This is a genomic window from Blastococcus sp. LR1, from assembly GCF_020166105.1.
Classification (GTDB): domain Bacteria; phylum Actinomycetota; class Actinomycetes; order Mycobacteriales; family Geodermatophilaceae; genus Blastococcus.
In genome coordinates this window covers 268041-284915 of the sequence record NZ_JAIUJY010000003.1, presented here as the reverse complement: position 1 = coordinate 284915, position 16875 = coordinate 268041, and the positions used below count along the sequence as shown (strand labels likewise).

The window sequence follows — 16875 nt, the reverse complement described above, 5'->3', positions numbered from 1 at the left end:
CCCTGAGGGCGGGCCCGCCGGGGTCAGGCGGGGTCGCGGCTCTGGTCGTACCAGCGGCCGACGGCGAGCCTGCCCAGCCAGCCGAAGAGCAGGAAGACGGCGATGCCGAGGGCGGCGGCGACCAGGATCGTGGCGAACAACTCGGGCCCCTGGAGGCGGGCCCGGAAGTTGTCCAGCAGGATGCCGAGCCCCGGCGTGCCCTGCTTGAAGAAGACGTCGCCGACGATCGCGCCGACCACCGACAGGCCGGCCGAGATGCGGAGCCCGGCGAAGATCGCCGGCATCGCCGCGGGGAACTGCAGCTTGAACAGCCGGGTCAGGCGGCCGGCCCCGTGCAGCGTGAAGAGCTCGTGCATCCCGCGGTCGACCGACTGCAGCCCGAACAGCGTGTTGGACACGATCGGGAACAGCGCGATGAGGACGCAGACGATCGTGCGCGCCGGGAAGCCGTAGCCGAACCAGAAGCCGATCAGCGGTACCAGCGCGAGGATCGGGATGCACTGCAGGGCGACGGCGTAGGGGAACAGCGAGCGCTCCGCGGACCGCGCCTGGCTCATCACCACCGCCCACGCCATGCCGATGACGATCGCGATCGCCAGGCCGGTGAAGGAGACCGTGATGGTCTGGGCGAGGGCGGCGGTGATTCGCTCCATCGCCGCGCCGTCGAGGAACGCCTCGGTGATCACGTCCTGCGGCGGCGGCATGAGGAAGCGCTTGCCGGGCTCCAGCACCAGGTAGGTGATGGCGTACCAGATGCCGATCAGCACGGCGAGGATCGCCAGCGGTGCGGCGACGTCGACGAGGGTGCCGCGGCGCTTGCGCCGGCGCGCGGGCGCCGGAGCGGCGGTCGCCATCTCGCCGGGTGTGGTTCCGGCGGACTGGACGGTGGTGGTCACGGCGCGCTCCTCGGCGGCAGGGGGTCGGATGGACGCCGGGGCGCTCACGAGTGCCCCGACCGGAGCGCGGAGGAGACCTTGCCGGCGAGCTCGGCGAACTCCGGGGTGAACCGGAGCTCCGGCGTGCGGTCGGGTCCGAACGGGATGTCGAAGGTGTCGACGATGTGCCCCGGCCGGCCGCTCATGACCAGCACCCGGGTGGACATGTAGACCGCCTCGCTCACCGAGTGGGTGATGAACAGCGCTCCGAACCCCTTCGCGTGGAAGAGCCGGATCAGCTCGTCGTTGAGGCGTTCGCGGGTGATCTCGTCCAGCGCGCCGAACGGCTCGTCGAAGAGGAAGAGATCCGGGTCGAGGGTGAGCGACCGGGCCAGCGAGGCCCGCATCTTCATGCCGCCCGACAGCGCCCGCGGCAGCTTCTTCTCGTGTCCCTCGAGGCCGACGAGCTCGATCGCGTCCCGCGCGGCCTGGTTCGTCTGCGTCTTGCTGATCCCGTGCAGCTCGGCGAGCAGCTGGACGTTCCTGAGCACCGAGCGCCACGGCAGCAGCGTGGCGTCCTGGAAGACGTAGCCGATCCGCTGCGCGTCCATCTCCGCGGTGCCCGACGTCGCCGGCGACAGGCCGGAGGCGATCCGGAGCAGCGTGCTCTTCCCGCAGCCCGACGGTCCGACCACGGTGACGAACTCACCGCGACGGATGTCCAGGTCGACCCCTTCGAGGGCCACCGTGCCGTCCGGGAACGCCTTGGCGACGTCGCGGAAGTGCAGGACCCGCGCAGCGGTGCCGGTCGGGGGGAGGGAGGGCGCGAGAGCACTCAAGAGGGCAGCTCCAGGAGGCAGGGCCGGGGATGCCGGGCCGGTGCTTGGTGGGTCGTGACCACCCTCCGTGGCCAGTGTTTCGATCACGTGAGGCGGCGGTGAACGGCGCTCGCCCGACGGTCACGAGTTGGACACACCGACTCCCACCCGTTCCCGAACGCTCCGGACCACCCGGCTGCTCGCCAGCACGCGGTCGCCGGAGAGCACCACCCGGGCGGTCCCCGCGCCGGCGACGGCGGCGTCCAGGCTCTCCGCCTCGATCGCGACGAACTCCGCCACGGATCCCTCCGCGACCTCCGGCACGGGCAGGCCCATGCACGCCCGGGCCCCTGCGCTGACCGCGTGCCAGGCCGCCCGCGTGGACAGGTGGCCGGCGGTCACGAGCAACGATGCCGCCTCGCAGGCGTCCGCCCGGCCCATCGGGTTGAACGGGTCGCGGAGGTTGTCGCCCCCGGCACCGAGGGTGGCGCCGGCGTCGAGCAGTGCCCGGACGGCGGTGAGTCCCCGCGGCGGACCCACCGGGATCCCCCGCCCCTGCAGGTAGAGGTTGGTCTGCGGCAGCGTCACCACGCCGACCCCGGCCCGCGCCACCTCCTCCGCCGTCGCCCGGGCCACCTCCAGCGGGTGCACGCCGAGGCTGACGCAGTGGCTGGCCGTGACGCCGCGGTCGAAGCCGGACCCGACCACCGCACGCGCCAGGCTGCGCAGTCCCTGGGCGGTCGGGTCCAGCGTCTCGTCGGTGTGCAGGTCCAGCGGCAGCCCGGAGCGGACGGCGGCCTCGAGGGAGAGCGCCAGCCCGGCGTCGCGGTCCGGCCACAGGTGCGGCACCCCGCCGATCACGTCGGCGCCCAGCTCGATCGCCTCGGCCAGCAGCCGCGGCGTCGCCCCGGCCTCCTCCGCGCTCCGGGGCGCCGACAGCAGCGCCACCACCTGCACGTCGACCAGGCCGGCGAGGGCGTCGCGCACCTCGACCAGTGCCCGCATGTGCCGGGTTCCGGCGTGCACCCCGACGTCGGCGTGCGTGCGGATCGCGGTGATCCCGTTCGCCAGGTACTCGTGCGCGGCCCGGGTCGCGCGCTCGACCAGGTCCTCGTGGGTGAACCCGGCGGCGATCTGCCGGATGGCGGTGATCGCACCGTCCAGGTCACCGGTGAGGTTCGGAGCCCGGTGGCTGGTGAGCGCCTTGTCCAGATGGGCGTGCGGCTCGGCCGGCGCGGGCAGCAGCAGGTGCCCGGCGAGGTCCAGCACCTCGTCGTCCGGCCGCACCGGCAGGTCGGGGGCCACGGCGGCCACCGTCGTCCCCTCGATCCGGACGTCGACGCGTCGTCCGTCGACGTCGGTCACCGACTGCAGCAGCAGGGTCATGCGGGGGCACTCCGATCGGCTGGGGGCACTACCCCGCAGCCTCACCGGTGCGTGTTCCTGCCTCGTTTCGCGATCGTGACGGCGAGCGCTCAGCCCTGCCGGCGCTCCTCAGAGGTCGAGCACCAGCCGCGGGCCGGCGGCTCGAGAGACGCAGACCATCATCACGGTGTCGTCGGCCTGCTCCAGCGGGGTGAGCACCGAGTCCCGGTGCTCGACCGGACCCTCGAGCACCGGCGTCTCGCAGGTGCCGCACGTGCCGACCCGGCAGGACGAGAGCACCACCGCACCGGCACCGGTCACCGCGTCGAGGACCGATTCGCCGGGCTCGACGGTCACCGTCGTCCCGGTCAGGGCGAGCTCCACCTCGAACGGCTCCGGCCACACCGGCTCGCCGAACTCCTTGGCCTCGAACCGCTCCACGTGCAGGGCCTGCGGCGGCCAGCCGGCCAGGAGGTCCTCCACCTGGTCGAGGAGCCGGGCCGGGCCGCAGGCGTAGACAGCGGTGTCGGTGCGCGGCCCGCCCAGCAGTGCGGTCAGGTCCAGCCTCGCTCCCTCGTCGGCGGCGAGGATCCGCACCCGGTCGGGGTGGGCGGCGGCGAGCTCGTCGGCGAAGGCCATCGTGGCGCGGGACCGCCCGGCGTAGTCCAGGGTCCACTCGGCGCCGGCCGCGTCCGCGGCGGCGACCATGGCGCGCAGCGGGGTGATGCCGATGCCTGCGGCGACGAACCGGTACGCGGTGCCGGGGGTGACCTCGAAGGCGAAGTGGTTGCGCGGGCCGCGGACCCGCAGCCGCTCCCCCACCGCGACGTCGTCGTGCAGGGAGGCCGAGCCGCCGCGACCGCCGGGCTCCCGGAGCACGGCGATCCGCCAGCGCGAGCGGTCCTCCACGTCGCCGCACAGCGAGTACTGCCGCTCCAGCCCCGGCCGCAGGACCACGTCGATGTGCGAGCCGGGGGTCCAGGCGGGCAGGTCGCGGCCGTTGTGCGCGACGAGGTCCAGGGCGAGGACGTCCCGGGCCAGCTGGGTGCGGGCGGCCACGACCAGGTCCCGCTCGACGTCGGAGAAGAAGCTCACCCGACGGATTCTGACCATGCCCTCGAGCAGGGGTGGACGGCGACCCCACGACGACACACGTTCGTAAATGACGGTCACAGAGGCGTAACCGGCGGCCGTTAGGAACGCACCATGACCGTCTCGCTGTCCCCTCCGTCTGCAGCCGTCGTCGCCGAGCTCGAGGCGGAGCTGATCGATCTCCTCGGCGCGCGGAACGTGACGAGCGAGCTGCGGGCGCGCGAGCGGGCCTCGGTGGACGGCGCACGGATGAGCCCGATCATCACCGAGCTGCTGCCGCTGGGGCTGGCCGACCTGGTGGCCCTTCCGACGACGGCCGAGGACATCGGCCTGGTGGTCGCCGCCGCGGTGCGCCGCGGCGTTCCGGTCACCCCGCGCGGCAAGGGCACCGGCAACTACGGGCAGGGCATCCCGATGGCCGGCGGGCTGGTGCTCGACATGTCGCGGGCGCGGGCCGTGGTCGAGGTCGGTGACGGGTGGATCACCGCCGAGGCCGGCACCCCGATGGTGGCGCTGGAGCGCGCGGCGGCCGCCACCGGCCAGGAGCTGTGGATGTACCCGTCGACCGCGCAGTCCTCGCTCGGTGGCTTCCTCGCCGGCGGCTCCGGAGGCACCGGCACGATCGCGCACGGCAGCAACCACATGGGCTTCGTGCTGGCGCTCGACGTCGTCCTCGGCACCGGCTCCCCCGACCTCGTGCACGTGGAGGGCGAGGAGGCCCATCGCTACGTCCACAACTACGGAACGGCGGGGATCATCGCCCGGGCGACCGTGCGCCTGGAACCGTTGCAGGACTGGCGGGGCGTGTTCGCGAGCTTCCCCGACTTCCGCGGCGCGCTGTCGGTGCTGCGGGAGCTGGGCCGGGTGCAGCCGCTCCCCCGTCTGGTGTCGGCCGATCCGCCGGAGATCACCGCCACCCTGCCGGCGGACCCGGCCATCGCGGCGGGCCGGGCCGGCCTCCGGATGATCGCCGACGCGCGCACCCTCGCCGAGGCCACCGCGCTGATCGAGGGGGCCGGCGGCGCCGTCGAGGACGTGCGGGAGGGCCCGCAGGTGGTGCTGGGGATCAGCATGCTCAGCTACAACCACCCCATCGAATGGCTGCAGAAGAGCGAGCCGGGCGTCTACTTCCACGTCGAGGTCTCCGGCGACGCGCTGGTCGAGCGGATCGACGAGGTGCAGGCGGTCTACGAGGGCGGGCTGCTGCACATCGAGGCCGGGCACACGGTTCCGATCGGGATGCTGGCCGGCGTCTACCGCAGCCCGGAGCAGGTGACCGAGGGCATCGCGGCGCTCGGGCGGCTGGGCGTGGGCGTGCACAACCCGCACCAGTGGAACGTCGACTTCGAGCTGGCGCGCACCATCGAGACCGCCCGGACGACCGACCCTCAGGGGCTGCTCAACCCCGGGAAGCTCAACCCCGACTACGACGGCCCCACGAAGGGCGCCATCCGGTGAGCTCCGCCGTCGAGCCGTTCGACCTGCACGCCGACGGTTCGCCGCCGGCCGACCCCTGGTCGCTGGCGCGGCAGTGGCTCCCGGAGGACGACGATCCGGACCGGCCGCGGGTCACCCTGGCGACCATCGGGGAGGACGGCTGCCCCGACGCCCGCACGGTGCTGCTGTCCGCCGTCGACGAGTCCGGGTTCGCGTTCCACACCGCGGCCTCCAGCCGCAAGGTCGGCCAGCTCGCCGCCTCCCCGCTGGCCGCGATGGTCGTGCTCCGGCCCGACTCCGGCCGCCAGCTGGTGGTGCGCGGCGACGTGGTCCCCGACAGCCCGGACTCGGAGCTCGCCGCCTGGGCGGCCCGGGTGCCCTACCTGCGCCGGCTCGCGGTGCTCAACACCGACGAGCTGGCGCGGCTGCCGCTGGCGGAGCGGCTCGAGCGCTGGGCCGCCGGATCCGACTCCGGGCCTCCCGCGGAGAGCTGGCTCGGATTCCGCCTGCAGCCACGGGAGATGACCTTCTGGGCCGCCCATCCCGACACGGCCAGCCGTCGCCTCCGGTACGTACGCACAGGAAACGGCTGGTCGGCGACCCACGCGGCGGGCTGAGTCTCAGGCCGCCAGCTCGGCGGCGATCGCCGCCGCGGTGGCGGTGATCGCCGCACCCCAGGAGGGCAGCAACGCGCGGGAGAAACGGGCGCTGGGCGCAGCCACCGAGATCGCGGCCGGCGGGATGCCGTCGACCGCCGGGACCGCCGCCCCGACGGCGGTCAGCCCCGCCTCGCTCGCCCCCTCGTTCACCGCGAATCCGCGGCGGCGCACGGTGCGCAGCTCGCGCTCCAGCCGCGCACGGTCCGGATCCTCCCGATCGCCGAGCACCGCGGTCAGCGCCTCGGGGGTCAGGGCGGCCAGCAGCGCCTTGCCTCCGGAGCTCACGGAGGCCGGCAGCGTCCGGCCGGTGCGGTCGCCGACCCGGAGCACGTGACCGCACTCGACCGTGGCGACGAACCGGACGTCGGCGCCGGCCAGGACCATGAGGTTGACGGTCTCGCACAGCCGGTCCACCAGGTCCTCCAGGTGCGGCAGCGCCACCTCGCGCAGCCGCGCCACCGTGGCGCGGGGCATGGCGCCGCCGCCCTGCAGGAGCGGCCCCGGCCCGTAACGGCGGTCGGCCAGCTGCTCGGCGAAGTCCCGGTAGACCAGCATGCCGAGGAGCCGGTGGGCCGTGGAGACCGAGACCCCCAGCCGCTCCGCCGCGTCGGTGACCCGCATCGGCCCCTCCTGCTGCAGCACGGTCGCCAGCAGCAGCGCGGAGTCGACCGAGGCGATCGCATACGCCGGCTTGTTCTTCACAACAGAAAACGCTATCCCGTGACGCGGGATCCGGGGACCGTCGGGGGAACGTCCGGCGACGAGAGAGGCCCTTCCATGCAGTTCTACCTCGACGGCTATCAGGCCGGGGACCCGTTCCTCGCGGACCCGCACCCCTCGGTCGCGACCCGCCCGGAGGGCCTGCCGGACGAGGTGGACGTGCTGATCGTCGGTTGCGGTCCGGCCGGCATGGTGCTGGCCGCCCAGCTCGCGCAGTTCCCCGAGATCCGGACGGCGATCGTCGACCGCCGGAACGGCCCGCTGGCCGTGGGGCAGGCCGACGGCGTCGCCTGCCGGACGGTGGAGATGTTCGAGGCGTTCGGCCTGGCCGACCAGCTGGTGTCGGAGGCCTACTGGGTCAACGAGGTCGGCTTCTGGCGCCCCGACGCCGAGGACCCGTCGCGGATCACGCGGACCGGCCGGATCCAGGACGTCGAGGACGGCCTGTCGGAGTTTCCGCACGTCATCGTCAACCAGGCCCGCATGCTGGCCTACCTGCGCGAATCCATGGGCCGCTCGGCGAGCCGGCTCGAGCCCTTCTACGGACTTCAGGCCGCCGACGTGCAGCTGGACCCGGCCGACGACACCACTCCGGCGACCGTCAGCCTGCGGCACGTCCGGGACGGCGAGGAGACCGGCGAGACCTCGACGATCCGGGCGCGGTACGTCGTGGGCTGCGACGGCGCCCGCAGCGCCGTCCGGACGTCCATCGGCCAGGAGCTGGCCGGCGACGCGATGAACCAGACCTGGGGCGTCATGGACGTCCTCGCCGTCACCGACTTCCCCGACATCCGGCTCAAGGCCGTCATCCACTCGGCCAACCAGGGCAACCTGCTGATCATCCCGCGGGAGGGGGGCTACCTGGTGCGGCTCTACATCGAGCTGGACCAGGTGAGCGACCGGGACATGCTCGAGGGCCGCGACGTCACGCCGGAGAAGCTCGCCGCCGTCGCCAACCGGATCCTGCACCCGTACTCGATCGACGTGAAGAGCGTCGGCTGGTGGTCGGTGTACGAGATCGGCCAGCGGCTGTGCCGGAAGTTCGACGACGTGCCGGTCGAGGAGGTGCCGTCCCGGCTCCCGCGGGTGTTCATCGCCGGCGACGCCTGCCACACGCACAGCGCCAAGGCCGGCCAGGGCATGAACGTCTCGATGGCCGACGCGTGGAACCTGGGCTGGAAGCTGGCCTCGGTGCTCCGCGGCACCGCGCGTCCCGAGTTGCTGCACACCTACTCCGGGGAGCGGCAGGCCGTGGCCCAGGAGCTCATCGACTTCGACCGCGAGTTCGCCCGCATGATGAGTGCGAAGCCGAAGTCCTCACCCGACGACGCCGAGGGCGTGGACCCGGAGGCGTTCCAGGCGCACTTCGCCCAGCAGGGCCGCTTCACCGCCGGCGTCGCGACGCACTACGAGCCCTCGATGATCACCGGCCCGGACACGCACCAGCAGCTGGCCACGGGCTTTCCGCTCGGCATGCGCTTCCACTCCGCGCCGGTGATCCGGCTGGCCGACGCCAAGCCGGTGCAGCTCGGCCACGCCGCCCGGGCCGACGGCGCGTGGCGGCTCTACGTCTTCGCCGACGGCGCGTACCCCACCGGCGCGGAGTCCCGGGCCCGGGGGCTCTACGACTTCCTGGCCTCCGCGAAGTCGCCGGTCGTCCGCTTCACCCCGGCCGGCGCCGACCCCGACTCGGTGCTGGACGTCCGCGGCGTCTTCCAGCAGGGCCACCGCGAGCTGCGGGTCGAGGACCTGCCGGCGGCGCTGCTCCCCCGCAAGGGCGTGTTCGGGCTGGTCGACTCCGAGAAGGCCTTCTGCCCGGACCCGAGGGCCGAGGACCTCTTCGACCTGCGCGGCATCGACCGGGAGCAGGGGTGCATGGTGCTGGTGCGCCCCGACCAGTTCGTCGCCGCCGTGCTGCCCCTGGACGCGCACGACGAGCTCGGGAACTTCCTCGGCGGCGTCCTGCTCGACGTCCGGTGAGGGCTTCGGCGGCCTGACCTGCACGGGAACAGATGTCTCCAACAGCACCAGACGGTTTCGTCCTCTTATTGCCAGTGCGCGGCCGGGAAGCGCCTCCGTAACGTTACTGACAGCACACGGGCCGTACCGGTCCGTCACTCAGAACGCCGACCGAGGAGCTTCCCATGCCTTCCTTCTCCCGCCCCGCCCTCACCCTCGTGCACGACACGACCACCCCCCGCCTGGCCTACGCCGAGCCCGCCTGGGATCCCGCCGCCGGCTGGGACGACCTGACCGAGTGGGACGCCGAGACCCAGTGGGACGAGCCGGCCACCCAGACCTCCGTGTGGCCCGAGGCCGCCCCGGTCACCGACGAGGAGTGGCGCCTGGACGCGCTCTGCGCCGAGACCGACCCGGAGGCGTTCTTCCCCGAGAAGGGCGGCTCGACCCGCGACGCCAAGCGCGTCTGCTCCGGCTGCCCCGTCCGCGCCCAGTGCCTGGAGTTCGCGCTCTCCAACGACGAGCGGTTCGGCATCTGGGGCGGGCTCTCCGAGCGCGAGCGCCGCCGCGTCCGCGTGCAGCGCAACGGCTCGCTCAGCGCCTGACCGCTTCCCCGGGTTCGTGCTCGGGGCCCACACTGCGGGGATGCCGGAGGCATCGCACCCGCCCGATGACGCGGGCATCGACGCCACGTCCCCGCACCGCATCCCGCTCCGCGGCTGGGCGCAGATCACCCGGCGCGCCACCCGGCAGGTGTTCGGTGACCGGCTGCAGGTGCTCAGCGCCGGGATCGCCTTCTTCGCCCTGCTCTCCCTCGCCCCGATGCTCATCGCTGCGCTGTCGGTCTACGGAGCGCTGAACAGCCCGGACGCCGCCCTCCGGCAGCTGTCCGAGCTGACGGGGATGCTCCCCGACGACCTGGACCCGATCGTGGGCGAGCAGCTCAGCACGATCACCCGGGCGTCGCAGGACGTGATCAGCTGGCGCGGCCTGACCGGTCTGCTGGTCGCCCTCTGGACCGCGACCACCGCGGCCACCTACCTCGTCGACGCCCTGACACTCGCCTACCACGAGGACGAGACGCGGAGCTATCTGCGGCGCAGCGCGATCGGCCTGGCCGTCGTGGTCGGCGGCGCCCTCCTGGTCGGCGGCACGATCACCGTGGCCGGCTACCTCGGCGACGCGCTGGATGCGGCGCCCACTGTCGTCCGTGCGATCGGCCGGCTGCTCGCCTGGCCGCTGCTCGCCGGCCTCATGGCCATCGTGCTCGCCACGCTGTACCGCTTCGTGCCGGACCGGACGGACGCGCGCTGGAGCTGGATCAGCGGCGGCGCCACCCTCGCCACCCTGCTCTGGCTCCTGGTGACGGCGGTCCTGTTCGTCTACGTGCAGCAGCTGGGCGGCTACCGGTCCACCTACGGCTCGCTCGCCGGCGTCGCGATCAGCATGTTCTGGCTCTGGCTCACCGTGTTCCTCGTGATCGTCGGCGCAGCCGTCAACGCCGAGGCCGAGCGGCAGACCCGGCACGACTCCACCGTCGGCCCGGAGCAGCCGCTGGGTGAGCGCGGTGCCGCCGTCGCCGACAGCGCGCCGCCGTATCCCGACGACCTCTGAGGTCCCGCCGCGCCGTCTCCGGGCACCCGCGGGCATGGATCGGGCACCGTCCGTGTTGGCATGAACCGACGAACGGTCCGCCCGCCTCCGGGCGTCGACCCCCCGCATGCCCGCGATCAGCGAAGGATCCACCCTGCCCGAGACGCCGCCCCAGCCCACCACCGCCCGACGCCGGGAGCGCTCCGCCTCCCGCCGGACGCAGGTCCGGCAGTCCGACAGCATCGCCGCCCGCGCGGAGAAGCTCGCCCAGCAGAGCTGGGTGGAGGGCGCCGAGCCCGAGCTCCCCGTCCGGGAGACCCCGCCCGACAACGTGGTCTTCCACCTCGGGCCCACCAACTCCGGCAAGACCTACGAGTCGCTGCAGGCGCTGGCGAGGACGGGGTCCGGCGTCTACGCCGCGCCGCTGCGCCAGCTGGCCCACGAGGCCTACGCCAAGCTCTCCGCCCAGCTCCCCGAGGGCACCGTCGGCCTGTCGACCGGCGAGGAGGAGATCGACCCGAACGCGCCGATCGTCTGCTGCACCGTGGAGAAGGCCCCCGACCGCGGCGAGATGCTCGTGCTCGACGAGGCGCACTGGGTCACCGACCCCGACCGCGGCCACCACTGGGCCCGGCTCCTGCTCACCGGTGAGTACCGGGAGATGCACCTCATCTCGGCAGCCGAGGCCTACCTGGTGCTCAAGCCGCTGGTCTCCGACGCGAAGAGCGTCGAGGTCGTCAACCACAAGCGGCTCTCCCGGCTCGACGTGCTGCACGCCCCCGTGCGCGCCGACGCCGTCCGCCCCCAGACGCTGGTCGTCGCCTTCTCCCGCAAGGCCGTCTACGCCGCCGCCTCCGAGCTCGACCAGCACCGGCCGGGCAAGGTCGGCGTCCTCTACGGCGCGCTGCCGCCGGCCACCCGCCGCGAGGTGATCGAGCGGTTCACCACCGGTGAGCTCGACGTGCTGGTCACCACCGACGTCATCGGCCACGGCATCAACGTGCCCGCCACCACCGTGCTCTTCGCCGAGACGACGAAGTTCGACGGGCAGGAGATGCGGCCGCTGCGCACCTGGGAGGCCGCCCAGATCGCCGGCCGCGCGGGCCGCTACGGCCTCACCGGGCACGGCGCCGTCGGCATCCTGATCGGCGTCGCCGGGCTGAAGCCGCTCGCCGCGCTCGTCGGCGCGGGCGCCGCAGTGGCCCGTGGCGACGAGATGAGCGACCTGCCCAAGCGGGCTCCCCGGCTGCGGCCGGAGCTGGAGGACCTGGGCGCCTTCGAGCCGGTGGACCTGCCCGAGGCCCTGACCCGCTGGATGGCGTGGGCGCGGGCCGCCACCCGGGACCAGGCCATGACCGCCGACGACGTCACCACCCTGGTGATGCGGGTGCACGCCCTGCTGCCGCTGCTGCGCGGACCGCTCGGCGCAGCCGGCGACCTGAACACCGTCTGGCGCCTGGTGAACCTGGCGATCGACTACAACCCGCCGCGGCGCACCCGCTGGCTGACGCTGGCCAAGGCGGCGCTCCAGCACGCCGTCGGCATCCCGGTGCCGCCGGAGACCCTGCTGCCCGACGTGCCGCGCGGCGGCAGCGTCGAGGAGTACGAGCAGGCCGCCGCGGCCGCCCGTGACGCGCAGACCCTGCTCCGCCAGTTCCCCGGCGTCGGCGGGCTCTCCAGCGACGACGCCGCCTGGGTCGAGGAGGAGTGCGCGGAGATGATCACCGAGCTGCTCCCCGACGCCATCGCCCTCGGCCGCTCCGGGAAGTGCACCACCTGCGGCCGGGCCATCGCACCCTGGTTCACCACCTGCCGGCCCTGCAGCGCGCCCGCGGGCCGCGGCGGCGCCGGTGAGCGGGACCGCCGTCCGGCGGGTGGCAGCCGTACCGCCGGTCGCGCGGCGGGTCGCGCACTCGGCGGCCGCCAGGGTGGACCCCGGGGACGCTCCCGCCGCGGCTGAGCCGCCCGGGCCGATCCACTGAGGCGGGGCTCCTCCCGATCGGGAAGGATCGGGCGCGACCCGCGCCCGATCCCTCCGGAGGACCGATGACCGTCCAGCTCCCCCCGCTGCCCACGATGGTCGTCGGCAGCCTGCCGCAGCCGGACTGGCTGATCGACCGTGACCGCCTGAGCCACCAGTTCCCGCCCCGCGTCCGCGCGGCGGAGCTGTGGCGGGTGCCGGCGGAACTGCTCCCCGAGGCCCAGGACGACGCCACGCTGGCGACGATCCGCGCCCAGGAGGAGGCCGGTCTCGACGTCCTCACCGACGGCGAGATCCGGCGGGAGTCCTACTCCAACCACTTCGCCACCGCGCTCGACGGGCTGGACCTCGACAACCCCGGCACCGTCCGCAACCGGTCGGGCCTCGACATCCCGGTGCCCCGGGTGACCGGGGAGATCCGGCGGCCACGGCCCGTGCAGGTCGACGACGTCCGGTTCCTGCGGGCGCACACCGACCGCGCCGTGAAGATCACCGTGCCCGGCCCGTTCACGATGGCGCAGCAGGCGCAGAACGACCACTACCCCGACGACCGCGCCCTGGCGCTGGCCTACGCCGACGTCGTGCGCGAGGAGATCGCCGACCTGTTCGCCGCCGGCGCCGACATCGTCCAGGTCGACGAGCCGTGGCTGCAGGCCCGCCCCGACGTCGCCCGGAGGTACGGCGCCGAGGCCCTCACCCGGGCGCTCGAGGGAGCCGCCGGCCCGGTGCACGTGCACCTCTGCTTCGGCTACGCAGCCATGGTCGCCGAGCGCCCCGACGGTTACTCGTTCCTGCCCGAGCTGGCCGACACCCCGGCGCACACGATCTCCGTGGAGACCGCCCAGTCGCACCTGGACCCGACCTCGCTGCGCCCGCTGCGCGGCAAGGGGATCGCGCTCGGCGTCCTGGACCTCTCGACCCCCGAGGTGGAGACGCCGGAGGTCATCGCCGACCGGGTGCGGCGCGCGCTGGACGACGTGGACGTCGACAAGCTGATGCTCTCCAGCGACTGCGGCCTGAAGTACCTCCCGCGCGCCTCGGCCGCGGGCAAGATGCGCTCGCTGGCCCAGGCCGCCGCGGTGCTGCGCGCCGAGCTCGGCTGAGTCAGGTTCCGCAGAAGGTCACGTACGCGCCGAACGCCTCCGGGGCGGGCTCGGCGTACCGCTCCAGGCCCGGCCGCTCCTCGAAGGGCCGGGCCAGCACCTCGAGCAGCCGCTGGAGGGGGCCCAGGTCGTCGGCGGTCGCCGCGGTCAGGGCCTCCTCCACCAGGTGGTTGCGCGGGATGTAGACCGGGTTGGTCAGGTCCATGACGCCGGCGTCGGGACCGACCGCCCGCCAGCGCTCCAGCCAGGCGTCGAACCCGGCGAGGTCGAGCACCAGCAACCGCGCGGGCTCCACGTCGCCACGGGCCGCGTCGCCGAGCCGCCGGTAGAAGGTGGTGTGGTCGACCCGGTTCTCCCGCATCAGGGTCTGCAGGTCGTCGATCAGCCCGGTGGCGACGGCGTCGTCCAGACCCTCGGGCAGGCCGAGCTTGGCGCGCATGCCCGCGGTCCACGCCGCGTTGTAGCGGGCGCGGAAGGTGCCCAGCGCCTCGGTGGCGATGCCCACCGCCGTCTCGGAGTCCTCGGCCAGCAGCGGGAGCATCGCCTCGGCCAGACGGGCCAGGTTCCACTCCGCGACGATCGGCTGGTTGCCGTAGGCGTACCGCCCACCGGTGTCGATGGAGCTGTAGACGCTCGCCGGGTCGAACACGTCGAGGAAGGCGCACGGCCCGTAGTCGATGGTCTCGCCGGAGATCGTCACGTTGTCGGTGTTCATCACGCCGTGCACGAAGCCGACCAGCATCCAGCGCGCCACGAGCTCGGCCTGCACCTGGAGCACCGACTCGTACAGCGCCAGGTAGGGCTGGGCGGCGTCCGCCGCCGCCGGGCAGTGCCGGGCGATCGCGTGGTCGGCCAGCCGGCGCAGCACGTCGGCGTCGCCGGTGGAGGCGGCGTACTGGAAGCTGCCGACCCGCAGGTGGCTGCTGGCCACTCGGGAGAGCACCGCGCCCGGCAGCACCGTCTCCCGCCGCACGCCACGGCCGGTGGCGACGACGGCCAGGGCCCGGGTCGTCGGGATGCCGAGGGCCTGCATCGCCTCGCTGATCACGTACTCGCGGAGCATCGGCCCCACGGCAGCAAGCCCGTCGCCGCCGCGGGCCACCGGCGTCCGGCCGGAGCCCTTGAGGTGCAGGTCGCGCAGCCGGCCGTCGGGGCCGGTCAGCTCGCCGAGCAGCAGCGCCCGCCCGTCGCCCAGCCGCGGGCTGTACCCGCCGAACTGGTGCCCGGAGTACACCTGGGCCACCGGCGTCGCACCCTCGGGGACGGCGTTGCCGGTCAGCAGCCGCAACCCCTCCTCGGTGCGCAGCGCAGCCGGGTCCAGCCCGAGCTCGGCGGCGAGCGCGTCGTTGAGCACCAGCAGCCGGGGCTGCGGAGCCTCCTCCGCCTGCCAGCGCACCGCCAGCTCGGGCAGCTGGGAGGCGAACCTGTAGCCGAGGGTGAGGGTGGGGCCCGGTGCGACTGTCACGGAAACGAGCGTACGGAGAACGAGGGGCCCGTGCCCGTCCCCGCGGGGATTCGGAGGCGGCTCGACCGCCCCCTCCCTTCGAGGGAGTTCCCAATCGTATTGGGCATAACTGGTTGTAGCGGGTCAATTACATCGGGTGCGGGTCGATCCCGACCCCACTCGATCGCAAGCCCCGGAGACCCATCGTGCCCACCTCGTCCGCCCGTTCCGTGTTCCGCGACGCCAGCATCAGGACCAAGATCCTCGCGGCGGTCGGCCTGGCCGTGGCGGTCGCCGTCGCCGTGGGCGTGCTGGGCCTGGGCAGCCTCGCCCAGACGGCCGCTGCGACGCAGACCATGTACGACAAGCAGCTCATCGGGACCGCCGAGGTGGAGGCGGTGCGCACCGAGTTCTACGCCGTGCGCCAGGCCGGCACCAACTACGCCGTCGCGACCGAAGCCGCGGACCGGGCGACCTACCTCGCCGCGCGCAACACCGCGTACGCGGAGCTGGACGAGGCGGCCGATCGGTACCTCGCCACCGGCCCCTCGTCCGCCGGTCGCGCGCTCATCGCGTCCGTGCGCGAGGGCATCGCCGAGTACCGGCAGGGCATGGTCGCGCTCGACGCGCTGGCGGAGGCGCGCGATCTGGACGGCTGGTCCGCCGCGCGCGAGGCCACCATCACGCCGATCGCCCTCCGGGTGATGGGCGACATCGACCAGCTGGCGACCCAGCGGTTGGCCAATGCCGCCGCCAGCGCCGAGGAGGCCACGGCCGAGTACGAGCAGACCCGCACGGTCCTCGTCGTCGTCATCGCCCTCGGCGCGACCGCTGCCCTGTCACTCGGCGTGCTCGTCGCCCGCGGCATCACCGGCGGGCTCCGCCGCGTGCAGGCCACGGCGGAGGCCCTCGCCGACGGCGACCTCACCCGGACCGCCGGGCTGGAGAGCCGGGACGAACTGGGCCGCACCGCCGCGGCGCTCGACGGCGCGCTGGCCGAACTGCGCTCGGTCATGGGTGCGGTGGTCGGCTCCGCCGATGCCGTGGCCGCCTCCTCCGAGGAGCTCAGCGCGTCCTCGGCCCAGATCGCCGCCGCGGCCGAGGAGACCGCGGCGCAGAGCGGGGTCGTCTCGAGCGCCGCCGAGGAGGTCAGCCGGAACGTGGCCACCGTGGCGGCCGGCACGGAGCAGATGGGCGCCTCGATCCAGGAGATCAGCACCAGCGCGGCCCGCGCCGCCGCGGTGGCGTCGTCCGCGGTGGACGAGGCCCGGACGACGACGGCGACGATCCAGAAGCTCGGCGCCTCGAGCCAGGAGATCGGCGCGATCGTCCAGGTCATCACCTCGATCGCCAAGCAGACGAACCTGCTGGCGCTCAACGCGACCATCGAGGCGGCTCGGGCCGGCGAGGCGGGCACGGGCTTCGCGGTCGTGGCCGACGAGGTCAAGGAGCTGGCCCAGGAGACGGCCCGGGCCACCGAGGAGATCGCCCGGCAGGTCGCGACCATCCAGGACGACACGACGAGCGCCGTGGCGGCGATCGGCCGGATCAGCGGGGTCATCGGCTCCATCAACGACTCGCAGCTGACCATCGCCAGCGCCGTCGAGGAGCAGACCGCGACCACGGGCGAGATGTCCCGGTCCGTCCTGCAGGCTGCGGGCGGCTCCAGCGAGATCGCCGGGAACATCACCGGCGTCTCCACCGCCGCCCAGTCCACGACCGAGGCGCTGGGGCAGACCCGCGTCGCCGTCGAGGAGCTGGCCCGGATGGCCGCGGACCTGCGCTCGGGCGTCAGCCGCTTCACCTTCTGAGCGCCGGGCGGGGCGCCG

At 73.8% G+C, this 16875-nt stretch carries 14 protein-coding genes; 8 read left to right on the top strand and 6 right to left on the bottom strand.

All coding sequences use genetic code 11. From position 1 onward, the window contains the following. Positions 1-23: 23 nt before the first annotated feature. The 4 genes from LBW97_RS10100 to LBW97_RS10085 all read right to left on the bottom strand — a co-directional run bounded on the left by LBW97_RS10100 (position 24) and on the right by LBW97_RS10085 (position 4153). The gene (locus tag LBW97_RS10100) at positions 24-896 is read right to left on the bottom strand and encodes an ABC transporter permease (RefSeq protein WP_224499297.1); all 873 of its coding nucleotides are present in this window, start codon (positions 894-896) and stop codon (positions 24-26) included. Positions 897-940: 44 nt separating this feature from the next. Then, positions 941-1714 carry an ABC transporter ATP-binding protein gene (locus LBW97_RS10095; protein ID WP_224499296.1) on the bottom strand — a complete coding sequence of 258 codons (774 nt, stop codon included), beginning with the start codon at positions 1712-1714 and terminating at the stop codon, positions 941-943. Between the two features lie 120 nt (positions 1715-1834). Beyond that, positions 1835-3079, bottom strand: coding sequence for an amidohydrolase family protein (locus tag LBW97_RS10090; RefSeq protein ID WP_224499295.1), 1245 nt, complete (start codon positions 3077-3079; stop codon positions 1835-1837). 108 nt (positions 3080-3187) lie between these two features. Continuing rightward, positions 3188-4153 carry a PDR/VanB family oxidoreductase gene (locus tag LBW97_RS10085; protein ID WP_224499294.1) on the bottom strand — a complete coding sequence of 322 codons (966 nt, stop codon included), beginning with the start codon at positions 4151-4153 and terminating at the stop codon, positions 3188-3190. Between the two features lie 111 nt (positions 4154-4264). Between LBW97_RS10085 and LBW97_RS10080 the strand changes: the two genes are divergently transcribed. After that, a complete protein-coding gene (locus LBW97_RS10080) occupies positions 4265-5608 on the top strand; it encodes an FAD-binding oxidoreductase (protein WP_224499293.1) in 1344 nt (447 codons plus the stop codon). Further along, complete coding sequence (locus tag LBW97_RS10075) at positions 5605-6204, top strand: pyridoxamine 5'-phosphate oxidase family protein (RefSeq protein ID WP_224499292.1); 600 nt, start codon at positions 5605-5607, stop codon at positions 6202-6204. The genes LBW97_RS10080 and LBW97_RS10075 overlap by 4 nt, the downstream gene beginning before the upstream one ends. Before the next feature lie 3 nt (positions 6205-6207). On the opposite strand, the gene LBW97_RS10070 is transcribed toward LBW97_RS10075, so the two are convergent. Then, positions 6208-6948, bottom strand: a complete 741-nt coding sequence (locus tag LBW97_RS10070; RefSeq protein WP_224499291.1) for an IclR family transcriptional regulator — start codon at positions 6946-6948, stop codon at positions 6208-6210. A 75-nt stretch (positions 6949-7023) separates the two neighbouring features. Between LBW97_RS10070 and LBW97_RS10065 the strand changes: the two genes are divergently transcribed. The 5 genes from LBW97_RS10065 to LBW97_RS10045 all read left to right on the top strand — a co-directional run bounded on the left by LBW97_RS10065 (position 7024) and on the right by LBW97_RS10045 (position 13602). Beyond that, positions 7024-8946: an FAD-binding monooxygenase gene (locus LBW97_RS10065; RefSeq protein ID WP_224499290.1), complete on the top strand. Its 1923-nt coding sequence runs from the start codon at positions 7024-7026 to the stop codon at positions 8944-8946. A 323-nt stretch (positions 8947-9269) separates the two neighbouring features. Further along, positions 9270-9530: a WhiB family transcriptional regulator gene (locus LBW97_RS10060; RefSeq protein ID WP_224499575.1), complete on the top strand. Its 261-nt coding sequence runs from the start codon at positions 9270-9272 to the stop codon at positions 9528-9530. Positions 9531-9570: 40 nt separating this feature from the next. After that, positions 9571-10539: a YihY/virulence factor BrkB family protein gene (locus LBW97_RS10055; RefSeq protein WP_224499289.1), complete on the top strand. Its 969-nt coding sequence runs from the start codon at positions 9571-9573 to the stop codon at positions 10537-10539. A 106-nt stretch (positions 10540-10645) separates the two neighbouring features. Continuing rightward, positions 10646-12478, top strand: coding sequence for a helicase-related protein (locus LBW97_RS10050; RefSeq protein ID WP_224499288.1), 1833 nt, complete (start codon positions 10646-10648; stop codon positions 12476-12478). Positions 12479-12564: 86 nt separating this feature from the next. Next, positions 12565-13602, top strand: coding sequence for a uroporphyrinogen decarboxylase family protein (locus LBW97_RS10045; RefSeq protein ID WP_224499287.1), 1038 nt, complete (start codon positions 12565-12567; stop codon positions 13600-13602). A gap of 1 nt (position 13603) precedes the next feature. On the opposite strand, the gene LBW97_RS10040 is transcribed toward LBW97_RS10045, so the two are convergent. Further along, positions 13604-15067 (bottom strand): YdiU family protein, encoded by a 1464-nt coding sequence (locus LBW97_RS10040; RefSeq protein ID WP_224499286.1) that lies wholly within the window; start codon positions 15065-15067, stop codon positions 13604-13606. 185 nt (positions 15068-15252) lie between these two features. On the opposite strand from LBW97_RS10040, the gene LBW97_RS20430 reads away from it, so the two are divergent. After that, positions 15253-16857 carry a methyl-accepting chemotaxis protein gene (locus tag LBW97_RS20430; RefSeq protein WP_224499285.1) on the top strand — a complete coding sequence of 535 codons (1605 nt, stop codon included), beginning with the start codon at positions 15253-15255 and terminating at the stop codon, positions 16855-16857. The last annotated feature ends 18 nt before the right edge of the window (positions 16858-16875 follow it).